Raw genomic sequence first — 14,505 nt, forward strand, 5'->3', positions numbered from 1 at the left:
GAGCGCCCCACTTCTTCTCCAGCACGACGTTGCGGCCCTTGGGACCCAGGGTCACCTTGACCGCGTCGGCCAGCTGGTTCATGCCGCGCTCGAGACCGCGCCGGGCGTCCTCGTCAAACGCGATCATCTTGGCTGCCATAAGGCTAGACCTCCCAGATGCAGGGTGGCTTCAATGGACCGAGCCGACGCCCGCGACGGCATGGGCCTGCATCTCCGTTCGGCAGACCCCATCGTCCCGATCCAGTGTTGGCACTCTCGAACAGAGAGTGCCAACGAACTGTTTAGCACTCTACCCTGCCGAGTGCAAGCTGAGACACCCGCATGCCCAGGTCAGTCAGTACGGCGGGCCCGTCCGGACCCGCCGTAGCCGAGTCGACGAAGGATGAGTGGCGGTTTCGCCCGGACTGCGCTGCCGTGCGACCTGCCGGTACATACCAGCTTCGTGATTTCAGACCGCTCGCACGGACTCCGCTTGGGGGCCCTTCTGCCCCTGCGTGATCTCGAACTCGACGCGCTGGCCTTGTTCGAGCGAGCGATAGCCATCCATCATGATCGCTGAGTAATGGACGAATACATCCTTGCCACCGTCTACCGCGATGAAGCCGTAGCCCTTGTCCGCGTTGAACCACTTGACGGTGCCCTGCGCCACTTCCGACTCCTCTTACTGGGCTCTTAGATCCCGCCCATTCCTACGCGAGACCCTCAATCGCCTGACATATGGAGAAATCACCAGACGATCGCCCTCGACCATACCTGTGGTACAGCGTTTGGCAACAGAGTCAATCAACAAATTACGCATTTCATCGGCGAGTGAGTCGTTCAACGTTGAATTGTCGGAAAAAACAGAAGGCGCCCCAGATGGGAGCGCCTTCTTAAGTGAGCGGGTGACTACCCTCCGGCGACCGCCGGGATGATGGAGATCTGCACGCCTTCGGGGGCGGGCGTGTCAAGTCCGTCGACAAAACGGACATCCTCTTCGCCAACATAAACGTTGACAAAACGACGAATCTTGCCCGATTCATCCAGAATTCTCGCACCGATACCGGGGTAGTCGGAGTCGAGCTTCGCCAGCACGTCACGGAGAGTCGCGCCCTCCCCACTCACTTCCGCGTTACCACCGGTGTAGGTGCGCAGAATGGTGGGAATCCGCACAGAAACGCTCATGATTAACTTGCCTTTCCTGGTTGTCAGACAGCCGCGCGGAACGCGTCGAGCGAGGGCCGGATCACTGCCGTGGGCTGGGCGTCGTCGGCGACGGCGTCGAGCGTCTTGAGTCCGTCACCGGTGTTGAGCACCACGGTCTCCGCCTCCGGGTCGAGCTGCCCGGTCTCGACGAGCTTCTTCAGCACTCCCACGGTGACGCCGCCGGCCGTCTCGGCGAAGATGCCCTCCGTGGAGGCCAGCAGCTTGATGGCGGCGACGATCTCGGGGTCCGTGACGTCCTCCACCGCCCCGCCGGTGCGGCGGGCGATGTCGAGCACGTACGGGCCGTCGGCGGGGTTGCCGATGGCCAGCGACTTGGCGATGGTGTCGGGCTTGACCGGCTGGACCACGTCGTGGCCGGCCTTGTACGCGGTCGACACGGGAGAGCAGCCCTTGGCCTGCGCGGCGAAGATCTTGTAGGGCCGGTCCTCGACCAGGCCGAGCGCGATCAGCTCCTTGAAGCCCTTGTCGATCTTGGTGAGCTGGGAGCCGGAGGCCACCGGGATGATGATCTGCTCGGGCAGCCGCCAGCCGAGCTGCTCGGCGATCTCGTAGGCGAGCGTCTTGGAGCCCTCGGCGTAGTAGGGCCGCAGGTTGACGTTGACGAAGCCCCACTTGTCGCCCAGCGGGTCGCCGATGAGCTCGGAGCAGAACCGGTTGACCTCGTCGTAGGAGCCGTCGATCGCGACCAGCTTGCCGCCGAACACCCGGGCCATGGCGATCTTGGCCTGCTCCAGCCCGGCCGGGATGAACACGCAGGCGTCCAGCCCGGCCCTGGCGGCGGCGGCCGTGACCGCGCCCGCGAGGTTGCCGGTGGAGGAGCAGGAAAGGGTGTGGAAGCCGAAGTTACGCGCCGCCTCGACGGCGATGGCCACCACCCGGTCCTTGAAGGAGTGGGTGGGATTGCCCGAGTCGTCCTTGACGTACAGGGACTTGATGCCCAGGGCGCGGCCGAGGTTGCCGGCCTTGACGAGCTTGGTCCAGCCGGGGTTCATGTTCGGCTTGGTGGCGACGTCGACGGGCACGGGGAGCAGCGAGCGGTAGCGCCAGATGTTGGCGGGGCCGGACTCGATGTCCTTCCGGGTGACGTCACCGAAGGAGTAGGCCGCTTCGAGCGGCCCGAAACACTCCAGGCAGGCGAAGCTGGGACCGAGGTCGTAACGGGTGCCGCACTCGCGGCAAGAAAGGGCTACAGCGGGTCCGAAGTCGTGCGACATGAAGCGAGGCCTTCCCTCATCTTCGCCTGCGGCCACCTTGACCGCAGACCGGAATTGGCACCTGTCCCGGTCGGCCTCGCCCTGTCGCGAGTCTGAATCCGGGAGGGTTGCCGGGGCTTCGCAGGGCCGGTCCCTCCACCCCTCTGGATGAGCAATATTCAGTTGTTTGGCCTGACTCTACCTGGCCAGGCGCGTCAAGCCACCAACCGTCTCACGAAGCGAGACGTACGGTCTCAGCGATAGTCCTCCCCCAGGACGCCCTGCACGTACTTGCGCGCCTGGTGGATGCGCGACTTCGCGGTGCCGAGCGGGATGCCGAGCTGCTCGGCGACCTCGTTGTAGTCGAGCTGCACGATGTCGCGCAGCACGAGGGCCTGGGCCAGGTCGGGCTTGCTGGCCTCCAGCGACTCCATCGCGTCGAGCAGGTCGAGCCGCGAGCCGGCGATCACACTGACCCGCCGCGCGTCGGGCTTCTGCATGGGGAGCTCGTCGGAGGTCTGCTCGGCCGAGCGGCGCTTCAGCGTGCGGTAGGTCGTACGGGCGCAGTTGGCCGTCACGATGTGCAGCCAGGTGCTGAACCTGGCCCGCCCCTCGAAGCGCCCGATGTTGCGCGCCACGGCCAGCAGGGTGTCCTGGGAAGCCTCTTCCGCATCCTGGTGATAGGGCAGGATGCGGGCGCAATGGCGCAACACATCGGGTTCGATCCGCTTCAGGAGCTCACCCAGTGCGCGATGATCTCCGGCAGCGGCGGAGCGGGCCAGTTCCTCGGTTAGGTCATCAAGCGCCATAGCTGGGATCCTATGGTCGGAGGGAGCTTTAATGAACAGCGTCCTGGTCGCCTCTAACAGAGGACCCGTCTCGTTCACCGTCTCCGACGACGGTGTGCTGACCATGAAGCGTGGCGGTGGCGGCTTGGTGTCCGGCCTCTCCGGGGTCCTGAAGGACGACGGCGTGCTGTGGGTCTGCGCTGCTTTGTCCGACGGTGACCGCGGTGCCGTACGCCAGGCGCCCGGTGGCAGGCTCGACCACGCCGGCTACGACACCGGCGCGCTGCGGATGCTCGACATCCCGCCGGCCACCTTCCACCGCGCCTACAACGCCGTGGCCAACTCCACGTTGTGGTTCGTCAACCACCTGCTCTACGACACTCCCAACGCGCCGTTGTTCGGCACCAGGTTCGAGCGCGAGTGGGAGTCCTACCGCGACTACAACGGCGCGTTCGCGCTGGCGCTGGCCGAGGAGGCCGGGCACGAGGCCCGGGTGATGGTCCAGGACTACCACCTCACGCTGACCCCGGCGATGCTCCGCGCCGAGCGGCCCGACCTGCGCATCGCGCACTTCAGCCACACGCCGTGGGCGCCGCCCGAATACTTCTCGCTGCTGCCCGACGACGTCGCGCGCGAGGTGCTCGAAGGCATCCTGGGCGCCGACCACGCCGGCTTCCTCACCGAACGCTGGGCGGGGGCGTTCATGGACTGCTGCCGCGCCCTGCTGGGCGCGGAGGTCGACCGGGCCGGCCGTACGGTCACCCACGAGGGCAGGACCACCCGCATCGGCGTGCACGGCCTCGGCGTCGACGGCGAGGCGCTGTGGGCCCGGGCCCACGAGCCCGACGTCGAGTCCAACATCGCCGCGATCAGGGAGCAGGTCGGCGACCGCCGGCTGATCGTCCGCATCGACCGCACCGAGCTGTCCAAGAACATCGTCCGCGGGCTGGTGGCCTACCGGGAGTTCCTGCTGGCCCATCCGGAGTGGCACGGCCGGGTGGTGCACCTGGCCTTCGCCTATCCCAGCCGGCACGACCTGCCCGAATACCGCGAATACACCGCCTCGGTGCAGCGCTGCGCCCAGGAGATCGAGGACGAGTTCGGCACCGAGGACTGGGACCCGCTGATACTCAACGTCAACGACGACTACCCGCGCTCGCTGGCCGCCTATCGGCTGGCCGACGTGCTGCTGGTCAACCCGATCCGCGACGGCATGAACCTGGTGGCCAAGGAGGGCCCGATCCTGTCGCCGCGGGCCGCGCTGGTGCTGTCGCGCGAGGCGGGCGCGGCGGCCGAGCTGGGCCCGCACGCGCTCATGGTCAACCCCTACGACGTGAGCGGCACGGCCGTCGCGCTGCACGACGCGCTGGTCATGCCCGAGGAGGAGCGCATGAGCCGCCGCGATCGGCTGGAGGCCGCGGCCACCGCGCTCCCGCCGCAGAAGTGGTTCGCCGCCCAGCTGGACGCGCTGGCCTAGCATGTCGGCGATCTCAGAGAGCACCCGGCTGACCAGGGACCGGCCGACCTGGCTGATCTACCTGATCCTCGGTACGTTCGCCACGTTCGTCTACGGCCTGAGCGCGGCCCTGCCGCTCCTCCGCCTCCAGCAACAGACCTCCGGCACGGTCGCCGGCCTGCACGGCACCGCGATGGCCGCGGGCACGATCCTGGCCGGTCTCTCCCTCCCGCTCCTCACCAGGCGTTACGGCAGGCGGGCCACCACCTGGATCGGCCTGGCCGGGATGAACGCGGGCGTGCTCCTGGTCATCCTGTTCTCCGCGCTGCCCCTGACGCTGCTCGGCTATGGCGTGGCCGGCGGCTTCGGCTCGATCGCCCTCTACAGCGCCATGGCCGCCCTCAGCGAGCACCACGGGCCGGCCGGGCCGGCCGCGCTGAGCGAGGCGAACGCCGTCGGCGTCGTGGTGGGCGTGGCGGCGACCTTCCTGCTCAGCGCGGTCGCGCAGACCGCGCTCGGCTGGCGGGCCGCGCTGCTCCTGACCCCCGCGCTCACCGCGCTGCTGGCCGTGACGATGGCGCGGGTCTGGCCCCCGGCCACGACCGTGGCGGCCTCGCCCATCGACGAGCGACCGGCGCCGCCCGGATGGCGCTTCCACCTGGCGGGCGGCGTGCTGTGCTGCTGCGTGGCGCTGGAGTTCTCGTTCAACTTGTGGGCCGCCGAGCTGTTCGCCGCGCGCACCGGCCTGAGCGCGGCCGCGGCGGCCACCGGGCTGACCGCGTTCCTGGCCGGGCTGGCGGCGGGCCGCTTCGCCGGCGCGTACCTGGCCTTACGCCTGGCGCCCGCGCGGCTCTTCCTGGGCGCGCTGGCGGTCACCGCGGTGGGCTGGCTGCTCTTCTGGTTGAGCACCTGGCCCGTCCTGTCCTACGCGGGTCTCGCGCTCAGCGGGCTCGGCGCCTCCCTGCACTTCCCGCTCGCGCTGGCCGCGCTGATCACGCACGCGGGCGACCGGCCCGACCGGGCCGGTGCAGCGGCTCCGATCTGGGCCGGGTCCGCGATGGCCCTCGGCCCGCTCGCGCTCGGCGCGCTCGCCGACGGCTTCGGCACCTGGAACGCGTTCCTGCTGGTCCCCGTCCTCATCGCCCTGGCCGCCGGCGGGGTGCTCATCGCCAGGCCGCGCGCTTGAGCACGCCGGGCAGGCCGGGGGTGTTCCATGAGTCGACGACGAGCACGCCGCTCTTGGGCAGATACCACTCCCGCTGCACGAAGGCGGCCCGCTTCTTGCCCGTCCCGGTGACGCAGGTGCCCTTCCACGCGCGGTAGTACGCCTTGTGACCGGGCCCGACCTGGCGCAGCCCCTTGGCCGCCGCGCCGTTGAACGTCTGGCCCCACTTGCGGTTGAGCGGGCAGGGCTCCACGTCGGTCGCCGAGTAGAAGGGCTGGTCGGGCGTGTACGGATTGAGCTCGTGACCCACCTTGATGGCCGCGGGCCCGAGCACCCAGAAGCCGCGGCACTCCGGCGTGAAGTACTCCCCCTTGGGCTTGGCGCACTTGCCGGTGACGACATGGATCCAGTCGCCCTTGCCGTACACCTTCCATGAGCTCGGAAGGGACAGCGTCAGCCCCTGGCGCAGCTTGAGCGGATGGTTCGCGGTGCTCGCCAGGACAGGGGCGGCCGGGACGAGGAGGGCGGCGGCCACGGACAGGCCCGCCACGGCGAGGTATCTCTTCGACATCCCGCGACCGTACCGGCGCGCGCTTGCACGCGGGTTGCGTACTTGTCGGCGAGTTAGCGCGAATCAGTGCCCCTTGAAAGCCGACGCGAGCTCCCGCAGCAGGGCCACCACGCCGTCGGGGCCGTCCACCACGATGTCGGCCCGCTCGGCCAGCGCGGTCACCTCGGCCGAGCCGCTGCACACGTTCACCCCCGGCAATCCTGAGTTCCTGACCGCGTCGAAGGCCGCCAGATCGCCGAGGTCGTCGCCGACGAACATGACCGACCTGGCCGCCCGCTCGGCCAGGAACAGGCCGAGCGCGTGCCCCTTGTCCATGCCCGGCGGCCGCAGTTCGAGCACCAGGCGGCCGGGCTCGACGACCAGCCCGTGCTTGTTCGCCAGCGCGGCCAGCGGCTCGCGCAGGGCCTCCAGCGTGCCCTCGGGGTCGGCGCTGCGCCGGGTGTGCACGGCGACCGCCCGGCCCTTGTCCTCGATCGCCACGCCTTTCACGCCGAGGGAGACGAGCAGCAGTTGCAGCTCGGCCTCGGCCTCGAGCACGCCGGGCGGGGGCGGCGGCGCCGAGACCCGGCCGTCCTCCCAGCGCTCGAACCCGTAATGCCCCAGCACCACCAGGCCGGGCACGTCGGCCAGGCCGGGCACGTCGGTCGAGCCCGGCACGTCAGCCAGGCCGGACCCGAGCCGCAGAGCCGTGGCCACCGGCCGGCCGGTCACGATCGCCACCGCGTTGACGTACCCGCCCAGCTCGGCGAGTACGGGCGCTGCTTCCGGATGGATCCTGGCGGAGGCGGGATCGGCCACGATCGGCGCGAGGGTGCCGTCGAAGTCGAGCCCGATCACGGCTCCCGCCGGATCCTTCAGGATCGCTTCCATGCCGGGTGATCCCGTTTGTCTGATGTTCTTCACGCGCCTGCCTTACCCAGCAGGTCAGGGGCGCATGCCAAACCGTCGGGCGGCGCGCTCGCGCTGACGCGTCGAACGCAGCCGGCGCAGCCGCTTGACCAGCATCGGATCCTGCTGGAGCGCCTCCGGCCGATCGATCAGCTCGCCGAGGAGCTGGTAGTAGCGGGTGGCGGAGAACCCGAAGGTCTCCTTGATGGCCTGCTCCTTCGCACCCGCGTAACGCCACCAGTGGCGCTCGAAGGCGAGGAGTTCGAGATCGCGTTCGGAGAGGGGTTGTCTGGACGGTTCCTGGGCAGCACTGTCACCGCTGACCGGTGCAGTGTCCATGGTGTCCTCCTCGGGAGGGCGCGCGACGATCACATCGTGGGCACGCGGGCCCGTGCCAATCGTAATGTGCCGAGTGCGGGTGTTCACGGCGGATTGAGAGACGTACAGTCACCAAATGTGACCTCAGTCATCACACTTCTCACCGACTACGGGCTCGAAGATGGCTATGTGGCCGCCTGTCATGGGGTGATAGCCGGGATCGCCCCCGAGGCCAGGGTGATCGACGTGTGCCACCTGATCCCGTCGGGCGATGTACGGCGCGGCGCCGCCATACTCTCCCAGACCATCCCCTATCTCCCGAAGGGCGTACACATCGGGGCGGTCGACCCCGGCGCGGGCGGGGCCAGGCGGGCGGTCGCCGTGGAGGCGGGCGGGCGGGTCTTCATCGGCCCCGACAACGGGCTCCTGTCGTGGGCCATGCACGCCAGCGGCGGGGCGGAGGCGGCCTACGAGATCAGCAACGCCGACTACTTCCTGCATCCGGTCTCACCGACCTTCCACGGGCGGGACGTGTTCTCGCCGGTCGCCGGGCGGCTGTGCGGCGGGCTCAAACCGGCCGAGCTGGGACCCGAGGTGCCGCTCTCGCGGCTGGTCTCGCTGCCGGAGCCGACCTCGAAGCTACGCCAGGGGGCCGTCGAGGGTGAGGTGGTCTCGGTCGACCGTTACGGCAACACCCAGCTGTCGATCGCGGCGGGCGACCTGGCGGCGCTGGGCGTGCGGATCGGGGACACGCTCGGGGTCTGGCTGGGGCGCAGGCAGCTGGCGCTGCCGTACCGGGAGACGTTCGCGGCCGTGCCGCCGGGTGAGTTGGTTGCCTTCGCGGACTCGGCCGGGCTGATCGCCATAGCCGTGAACTCGGGCGACGCGGCCCAGCGCCTCGGCCTGCCACCGGGCGCCCATGTGCGGCTCTCGCCCTCGCCCTGACAGGGCCCATGTGCGGCGCTCGGCCGCCCGCCGAGACGAAAGCCGCCAAAAGGAAATTACACCGCGTATCGGTCTGTTTACCGAAGCGTCAGATTGGACCGTCGATCGCGTGTCAGAATGCACGGGCATCGGGCGACCCCTCCCCTGCCCGCGAGGTGCACGTGTTCCCTTTGTCTGTTGTGCTGCTCTCTTTACTGTCCGCGGCCCTGCCGTCGTCGGAGCCACCCGTGCCGGAGCGCTGGCACGCGTGGCCGGTGGCCAGGGTGTTCCCGAGCTCCGTGCCCGGCACCAGCCCCTCCGGGGCCCGTGTGACCTACGTCCTGGCCGGCGTCGCCCCGGAGTCGCCGTGCCGGGTGGCCTTCCAGCCCGGGGTCGCGCGGCTGCTGCGCGGGTGCGTCACGGCCTTGCGCGCCACGTACGCGGACAGCACGCAGACGTTCGTGGCGACGGTCGGCATCGCCGTACTGACCGGCCCTGACGCCCTCCGGCCCCTTGACCGCCTGACGGACGACCTCCCGCTGACGCTCGCCGGCTACCTGCCGGCCGGATCGCCAGAGACCGGCACCGGCCCGCTGCCCGATGGGCGGTCAGGGACCGGCGCGGGGCGGCTGCCGACCGTGCGGCCGGTGGCCTTTCCCGGTGGGCCGGCCGAGCGGTTCGGCGAGTCGCAGTACGTCACCGGCGCGCTGATCTCGTCGAACGACGCCTACGTCGTGGCGACGGCCGCCGGGTACGCGGACGGCCGGCCGTACCAGCCGGGCGAGCTCGTCGCCAGACGCCTTGGCGACACCGCCCGCCGGCTGGCCACGGCCCTGTACGGAAGCCTGACCAGATGATCAGGCCACTCGCCGGAACCCTGGCGGTGGGCCTGCTGGTGGCCGGGCCGCTGGCGGCGGGGGTCCTGGTGGCCGGGGCGGGACCGAGCGCCTCCGACGACGTGGGCTCGGCGGCGCGGGCCGGCCAGTGGCAGCTGACCACCCTGCGCCTGCCCGAGGCGTGGAAGCTGAGCCAGGGCGCCGGCGTGCTGGTCGCCGTGCTGGACACCGGCGTGAACGCCCGCCACCCCGACCTGGCCGGCGCGGTGGTCGCCGGCCCCGACCTGACCGGCGACGCCGGGGAGCCCGCCATGTGGGGCCACCACGGCACCGCCATGGCCAGCCTCATCGCCGGCCACGGCCACGGCCACAGCGCTCCGGCGACGAACAGCCTGGCGGCGAAGGGCGGAGCACCGGACGGCCCGACCGTGGCCCGCAGGACAGCAGGCAGCCCTGCGGTGGGCGGCCCCAGAGCAGGCGATCACACAATAGGCGGGACAGTAGTGGGCCAAGCGGCGAGCGTGACAGCCGTCGGCGGTAACGCGGACAGCGGGGTCATCGGGGTCGCGCCCGCCGCCCGCGTGCTGTCCGTCAGGGTCACGCTGGAGAACGGCGACCCGCTCCGCCAGAAGCAGCACGCCGGCGGCCGCGACGCCCTGGCCAGAGGCATCCGCTACGCGGTCGACCACGGCGCCGACGTCATCAGCATGTCGCTCGGCGGCGGCAGCGGCTCCTGGGAGGGCTCGGCCGCCGAGGAGGAGGCCGTCCAGTACGCCATCAGCCGCGGCGCCGTGCTGGTGGCCTCGTCCGGCAACGACGGCGACACGACCAACAAGAAGAACTTCCCCGCCGCCTACCCCGGCGTGATCGCCGTGGGCGCGGTCGACCGGCGGATGGAGGTGGCGCCCTTCTCCAACCGCCAGGACTACCTCTCGGTGGTCGCGCCGGGGACCGGCATCGTGACCGCCGACGGCGCCGACTCGTACGTGGTCGGCGACGGGACGAGCTCGGCCGCGGCCATGGTGGCGGGCATCGCCGCGCTGATCAAGGCGATGTACCCCGACCTGTCGCCGTACCACGTGCGGACGGCCATCGAGCAGGGCACCAGGCGGCGGCCCGCCGACGGCTACAACCGCTCGTACGGGCACGGAGTCGCCAACGCGCTGCTCGCCCTGCGCGCGGCCGATCGCCTGGCGAGGCCCGCCACCGCGTCCGCCGGGGGCGGTGTGGGGACCGGCGGCTACTTCGGCGACGGCCCGGCCTCCCGGCCGCCGGCGTCCCAGGCGCCGTCGTCGCGGCTGCCGGTGGTGCTCGGCATGGTGCTGCTGACGGCGGCCATGTCGGCCCGGGTGCTCGTCCGGCACCGGTGGCGCGGGAGGGATGTAACCTAGCAAGCGCTTGTGCGATACTCCTCCCTATGAGCCTTGCGATCGACGGCTGGTTCGTCATCGAGGACGCCGGCACCCACCTGATCGGCACCCGGTGCGCGGCGTGCGGCACGGTCTGCTTCCCGCCGCAGCGCGGGTTCTGCCGCAACCCGCACTGCGACGGGGAGTCCATGGAGGAGACCAGGCTGCCGAGACGCGGCCGCGTCTGGTCGTACACGAGCGCCGCCTACCCGCCGCCCGAGCCGTTCGTGGCCGCCGAGCCGTACACGCCCGTGACGCTGGCGGCGGTGGAGCTGGCCGGCGCGGGCATCGTGGTGCTGGGGCAGGTCAAGGACCTCACGGTGGACGAGCTGGAGGTCGGCATGGAGGTCGAGCTCACCCACGGCCCGCTGGCCGACGGACCCCTGGTGTGGATGTGGGGGCGCGCGTCGTGAGCGTCGTGGTGCTCGGCACGGGCATGCACCCGTGGGGCAAGCAGGGCAGGCCGTTCGCGGAGTACGGCGTCGCGGCGGCCCGGGAGGCGCTGCGGGAGGCCGGAATCGCCTGGACCGACGTCCAGTTCCTGGTGGGCGCCGACACGATCAGGAACGGCTACCCGGGGTTCGTCGCCGGATCCACCTACGCCCAGGCCCTCGGCTGGTCCGGCGCCCGCATCGCCTCCTGCTACGCGGCGTGCGCGTCGGGGGCGCAGGCGATCGACATCGCGCGCACCCGGATCATGGCGGGGCTCTGCGACGTGGCGCTGGTGGTGGGCGCGGACGCCACGCCCAAGGGCTTCTTCAAGCCGGTCGGCGGCGACCGCCCGGACGACCCCGACTGGCTGCGGTTCCGACTACTCGGTGCCACTAATCCCGCATATTTCGGGCTTTATGCGCGTAGGCGGCTGGCCCTGTACGGCGAGACCACCGACGACTTCGCCGCCGTCAAGGTCAAGAACTCCCTGGCCGGTTCGCTGAACCCGATGGCCCGCTACCGCAAGACCGTCACGGCCGAGGAGGTCCTGGCCTCGCCCATGGTGGCCGACCCCCTGCGCCTCATGGACATCTGCGCGACCTCGGACGGCGGCGCCGCGCTGGTGCTGGCCTCGCCGGAGTACGCCCGCCGGCTGGGCGTGGCCGACCCGGTGCGCATCGCCGCGGTCTCGACGGTGACGCCCACGTTCCCCAACACGGTCCTGGAGCTGCCGAACTTCGCGACCGACTCCTCCGCCGCCGTACCCCCTCCGGAACGCCCCTTCAGGGCCGCCATCGCGCACGCCGCCTACGAGGAGGCGGGCGTCGGGCCGGGCGACGTCTCGTTCGCCGAGGTGTACGACCTGTCCACGGCCCTCGAACTGGACTGGATCGAGGACGTGGGCCTCTGCCCACCCGGCGAGGCCGCCAAGCTGCTGCGGGCCGGCGACACCGCGCTCGGCGGGCGCGTGCCGGTGAACCCCTCGGGCGGGCTCGCCTCGTTCGGCGAGGCCATCCCCGCCCAGGCCATCGCCCAGGTCTGCGAGCTGACCCGGCAGTTGCGCGGCCGGGCGGGCGAACGTCAGGTCGAGGGCGCCAGGGTCGGCCTGGCCGCCAACCAGGGCCTGTTCGGCCACGGCTCGGCGGTCATAGCCACCCGCTGACCGGCTCGCCGTCACAGCGACCCGCGTACACCCGCAAAAGCTCCCCGTACAATCGCCAAGGCCCTCCGCGGAAAGCTCCCGCGGAGGGCCTTGGCGTCGCTGACCAGTCGGTGATCAGCCGACGTGAACCACGTCGTGCGTCTCGGCGAAGTGACAGGCACTCTCGTGCCCCGTCCCCGGCCGGATCTGCAGCAGCGGCTCCTCCTCAGCGCAGATCTCCTGCGCCTTCCAGCAGCGGGTGCGGAAGCGGCAGCCCGACGGCGGGTTGGCGGGCGACGGCGGGTCGCCCTGGAGAATGATCCGCTCACGCTGCTCGCGGCCCTCGGGGTCGGGGACCGGCACGGCCGACAGCAGCGCCTGCGTGTACGGATGGGCGGGCTTGTCGTAGATCTCGGTGTCCTTACCGAGCTCGACGACCTTGCCCAGGTACATCACCGCGACCCGGTCGGAGATGTGGCGCACCACCGACAGGTCGTGGGCGATGAAGATGTACGCCAGGTCGAACTCGTTCTGCAGCCGCTCCAGCAGGTTGATGACCTGGGCCTGGATCGACACGTCGAGCGCGGAGACCGGCTCGTCGCAGACGATGATCTCCGGCTGGAGCGCCAGACCACGGGCGATGCCGATGCGCTGACGCTGCCCGCCCGAGAACTGGTGCGGGTAGCGGTTGATGTGGTCGGGGTTGAGCCCCACGACCTCCAGCAGCTCCTGCACCTTGCGGCGGCGGTCGCCCTTGGGGGCGACCTCGGTGTGGATGTCGAACGGCTCGCCGATGATGTCGCCGACCGTCATCCGGGGATTCAGGGAGGTGTACGGATCCTGCATCACCATCTGGATGTTGCGCCGCATCCGCTTGAGCTCGGCGCCCTTGGCCTTGGCGATGTCCCGGCCGTTGATCGTCACCGAACCGGAGGTCGGCCGCTCCAGCGCCATGAGCACCTTGGCCAGCGTGGACTTGCCGCAACCCGACTCGCCCACGATGCCCAGCGTCTCGCCCCTGTTGAGGTCGAACGAGACGCCGTCAACTGCCTTGATCGCGCCGATCTGCTTCTTGAACAGGATGCCCTGGGTCAGCGGGAAGTGCTTGACCAGGTCCCGGACCTCGAGAATCCGCTCACCCTTGGTCGCCATCGAGGACCTCCCTCCAGTAGTGACAGGCGCTGCTGCGCGAGCCGCTGATCTCGTAGAGCGGGGGGTTGTCCGTCACGCAGTTGTCCTGGCGATACGGGCATCGCGGATGAAAGGCGCAGCCGGTCGGCATGTCGAGCAGGTTGGGCGGCAGGCCCTTGATCGCGTACAGCTCCTGGCCCTTGAGGTCGACCCGGGGGATCGACTCCAGCAACCCCTTGGTGTAGGGGTGGGCGGGGGTCTTGTAGATGTCGTGCACGCTGGCGTTCTCGACGATGCGCCCGCCGTACATGACCGCGATCTTGTCGGCGACGTCGGCCACGACGCCGAGGTCGTGCGTGATGAGGATCATGCCCATGTTGCTCTCGCGCTGGAGTTCGGCGAGCAGCTCCATGATCTGGGCCTGAACCGTCACGTCGAGCGCGGTGGTCGGCTCGTCCGCGATCAGCACCTCGGGGTCCAGCGCGATCGACATGGCGATCATGATGCGCTGGCGCATACCTCCGGAGAACTGGTGCGGATAGTCGTTGACGCGCTGCCTGGCGGCCGGGATGCGCACCTTGTCCATCAGCTCGACCGCCTTGTTGTAGGCGTCGCGCTTGGACAGGCCACGGTGCACCCGGAACATCTCGCTGATCTGCCAGCCCACGGTGAACACCGGGTTGAGCGCGGACAGCGCGTCCTGGAACACCATCGCGATCCGCTGGCCGCGCACCTGGGTGCGCGCCTCGTCCGAGAGCTTCAGCAGGTCGGTGCCGCGAAAGCGGATCTCGCCCTTGGGGATGCGGGCCGGCGGCATGTCCAGGATGCCCATGATCGCCTGGGCGGTCACGGACTTGCCGGAACCCGACTCTCCCAGCACGGCCAGAGTCTCACCGGGGCTGAGCGAGTAGCTCACCCCGTTGACCGCACGCACGACGCCCGCGCGGGTGGCGAACTCCACGTGCAGATTCTCCACGGCGAGCAGCGGCTCGTCGCCCAGCCCTCCCTCGGCGGGCAACACGTCCGTTGATGCCTTTCTCACTTGAA

At 70.3% G+C, this 14,505-nt stretch carries 16 protein-coding genes and 1 riboswitch; of the genes, 7 read left to right on the forward strand and 9 right to left on the reverse strand.

Annotated features, from left to right (window positions below):
• Window positions 1–448: 448 nt before the first annotated feature.
• The 4 genes from AB0B61_RS54320 to AB0B61_RS54335 form a co-directional block, all read right to left on the reverse strand.
• Complete coding sequence (locus AB0B61_RS54320) at window positions 449–649, reverse strand: cold-shock protein (protein ID WP_068927743.1); 201 nt, start codon at window positions 647–649, stop codon at window positions 449–451.
• Window positions 650–888: 239 nt separating this feature from the next.
• Window positions 889–1,164: a MoaD/ThiS family protein gene (locus tag AB0B61_RS54325; RefSeq protein WP_358449644.1), complete on the reverse strand. Its 276-nt coding sequence runs from the start codon at window positions 1,162–1,164 to the stop codon at window positions 889–891.
• A 23-nt stretch (window positions 1,165–1,187) separates the two neighbouring features.
• On the reverse strand, window positions 1,188–2,420 hold the full coding sequence (thrC, locus tag AB0B61_RS54330; protein ID WP_358449646.1) for a threonine synthase: 1,233 nt from the start codon (window positions 2,418–2,420) through the stop codon (window positions 1,188–1,190).
• 13 nt (window positions 2,421–2,433) lie between these two features.
• A riboswitch (SAM riboswitch) is annotated at window positions 2,434–2,574 on the reverse strand.
• Window positions 2,575–2,653: 79 nt separating this feature from the next.
• A complete protein-coding gene (locus tag AB0B61_RS54335; protein ID WP_225302531.1) occupies window positions 2,654–3,208 on the reverse strand; it encodes an RNA polymerase sigma factor in 555 nt (184 codons plus the stop codon).
• A gap of 31 nt (window positions 3,209–3,239) precedes the next feature.
• Here AB0B61_RS54335 and AB0B61_RS54340 point away from each other — a divergent pair, with 31 nt between their 5' ends.
• Window positions 3,240–4,664 (forward strand): trehalose-6-phosphate synthase, encoded by a 1,425-nt coding sequence (locus tag AB0B61_RS54340; RefSeq protein ID WP_358449648.1) that lies wholly within the window; start codon window positions 3,240–3,242, stop codon window positions 4,662–4,664.
• Window position 4,665: 1 nt separating this feature from the next.
• Window positions 4,666–5,829 (forward strand): MFS transporter, encoded by a 1,164-nt coding sequence (locus tag AB0B61_RS54345; protein WP_358449650.1) that lies wholly within the window; start codon window positions 4,666–4,668, stop codon window positions 5,827–5,829.
• On the opposite strand, the gene AB0B61_RS54350 is transcribed toward AB0B61_RS54345, so the two are convergent.
• The 3 genes from AB0B61_RS54350 to AB0B61_RS54360 all read right to left on the reverse strand — a co-directional run bounded on the left by AB0B61_RS54350 (window position 5,807) and on the right by AB0B61_RS54360 (window position 7,606).
• Window positions 5,807–6,379, reverse strand: coding sequence for a hypothetical protein (locus AB0B61_RS54350; RefSeq protein ID WP_358449652.1), 573 nt, complete (start codon window positions 6,377–6,379; stop codon window positions 5,807–5,809). The two genes, AB0B61_RS54345 and AB0B61_RS54350, sit on opposite strands and share 23 nt — an antisense overlap.
• A 63-nt stretch (window positions 6,380–6,442) precedes the next feature.
• Window positions 6,443–7,249, reverse strand: coding sequence for a trehalose-phosphatase (gene otsB / locus AB0B61_RS54355; protein ID WP_358449654.1), 807 nt, complete (start codon window positions 7,247–7,249; stop codon window positions 6,443–6,445).
• A gap of 54 nt (window positions 7,250–7,303) precedes the next feature.
• A complete protein-coding gene (locus tag AB0B61_RS54360; RefSeq protein ID WP_358449656.1) occupies window positions 7,304–7,606 on the reverse strand; it encodes a DUF3263 domain-containing protein in 303 nt (100 codons plus the stop codon).
• 117 nt (window positions 7,607–7,723) lie between these two features.
• Between AB0B61_RS54360 and AB0B61_RS54365 the strand changes: the two genes are divergently transcribed.
• The 5 genes from AB0B61_RS54365 to AB0B61_RS54385 all read left to right on the forward strand — a co-directional run bounded on the left by AB0B61_RS54365 (window position 7,724) and on the right by AB0B61_RS54385 (window position 12,348).
• Window positions 7,724–8,530, forward strand: coding sequence for an SAM-dependent chlorinase/fluorinase (locus AB0B61_RS54365; RefSeq protein WP_358449658.1), 807 nt, complete (start codon window positions 7,724–7,726; stop codon window positions 8,528–8,530).
• A gap of 170 nt (window positions 8,531–8,700) precedes the next feature.
• On the forward strand, window positions 8,701–9,366 hold the full coding sequence (locus AB0B61_RS54370) for a hypothetical protein (protein WP_358449660.1): 666 nt from the start codon (window positions 8,701–8,703) through the stop codon (window positions 9,364–9,366).
• Window positions 9,363–10,736 (forward strand): S8 family serine peptidase, encoded by a 1,374-nt coding sequence (locus AB0B61_RS54375; RefSeq protein WP_358449662.1) that lies wholly within the window; start codon window positions 9,363–9,365, stop codon window positions 10,734–10,736. Before AB0B61_RS54370 ends, AB0B61_RS54375 begins: the two co-directional genes overlap by 4 nt.
• Before the next feature lie 26 nt (window positions 10,737–10,762).
• Window positions 10,763–11,167: an OB-fold domain-containing protein gene (locus AB0B61_RS54380; RefSeq protein ID WP_358449664.1), complete on the forward strand. Its 405-nt coding sequence runs from the start codon at window positions 10,763–10,765 to the stop codon at window positions 11,165–11,167.
• The gene (locus tag AB0B61_RS54385) at window positions 11,149–12,348 is read left to right on the forward strand and encodes a lipid-transfer protein (protein ID WP_358449666.1); all 1,200 of its coding nucleotides are present in this window, start codon (window positions 11,149–11,151) and stop codon (window positions 12,346–12,348) included. The genes AB0B61_RS54380 and AB0B61_RS54385 overlap by 19 nt, the downstream gene beginning before the upstream one ends.
• 114 nt (window positions 12,349–12,462) lie before the next feature.
• Here AB0B61_RS54385 and AB0B61_RS54390 read toward each other — a convergent pair whose 3' ends face one another.
• The gene (locus tag AB0B61_RS54390) at window positions 12,463–13,479 is read right to left on the reverse strand and encodes a dipeptide ABC transporter ATP-binding protein (protein ID WP_358449668.1); all 1,017 of its coding nucleotides are present in this window, start codon (window positions 13,477–13,479) and stop codon (window positions 12,463–12,465) included.
• Window positions 13,463–14,500: an ABC transporter ATP-binding protein gene (locus AB0B61_RS54395; RefSeq protein ID WP_358449670.1), complete on the reverse strand. Its 1,038-nt coding sequence runs from the start codon at window positions 14,498–14,500 to the stop codon at window positions 13,463–13,465. The genes AB0B61_RS54390 and AB0B61_RS54395 overlap by 17 nt, the downstream gene beginning before the upstream one ends.
• Between the last annotated feature and the right edge of the window lie 5 nt (window positions 14,501–14,505).

Origin of the sequence: Nonomuraea sp. NPDC049158, assembly GCF_040648335.1 — a bacterium.
Lineage (GTDB): Bacteria > Actinomycetota > Actinomycetes > Streptosporangiales > Streptosporangiaceae > Nonomuraea.

What these genes read in the sequence shown, in the direction of transcription:
- AB0B61_RS54325 (WP_358449644.1), bottom strand. Translation starts at nt 1,164, where the DNA reads ATGAGCGTTTCTGTGCGGATTCCCACCATTCTGCGCACCTACACCGGT.
- thrC (WP_358449646.1), bottom strand. Translation starts at nt 2,420, where the DNA reads ATGTCGCACGACTTCGGACCCGCTGTAGCCCTTTCTTGCCGCGAGTGC.
- AB0B61_RS54335 (WP_225302531.1), bottom strand. Translation starts at nt 3,208, where the DNA reads ATGGCGCTTGATGACCTAACCGAGGAACTGGCCCGCTCCGCCGCTGCC.
- AB0B61_RS54340 (WP_358449648.1), top strand. Translation starts at nt 3,240, where the DNA reads ATGAACAGCGTCCTGGTCGCCTCTAACAGAGGACCCGTCTCGTTCACC.
- AB0B61_RS54345 (WP_358449650.1), top strand. Translation starts at nt 4,666, where the DNA reads ATGTCGGCGATCTCAGAGAGCACCCGGCTGACCAGGGACCGGCCGACC.
- AB0B61_RS54350 (WP_358449652.1), bottom strand. Translation starts at nt 6,379, where the DNA reads ATGTCGAAGAGATACCTCGCCGTGGCGGGCCTGTCCGTGGCCGCCGCC.
- otsB (WP_358449654.1), bottom strand. Translation starts at nt 7,249, where the DNA reads ATGGAAGCGATCCTGAAGGATCCGGCGGGAGCCGTGATCGGGCTCGAC.
- AB0B61_RS54360 (WP_358449656.1), bottom strand. Translation starts at nt 7,606, where the DNA reads ATGGACACTGCACCGGTCAGCGGTGACAGTGCTGCCCAGGAACCGTCC.
- AB0B61_RS54375 (WP_358449662.1), top strand. Translation starts at nt 9,363, where the DNA reads ATGATCAGGCCACTCGCCGGAACCCTGGCGGTGGGCCTGCTGGTGGCC.
- AB0B61_RS54380 (WP_358449664.1), top strand. Translation starts at nt 10,763, where the DNA reads ATGAGCCTTGCGATCGACGGCTGGTTCGTCATCGAGGACGCCGGCACC.
- AB0B61_RS54390 (WP_358449668.1), bottom strand. Translation starts at nt 13,479, where the DNA reads ATGGCGACCAAGGGTGAGCGGATTCTCGAGGTCCGGGACCTGGTCAAG.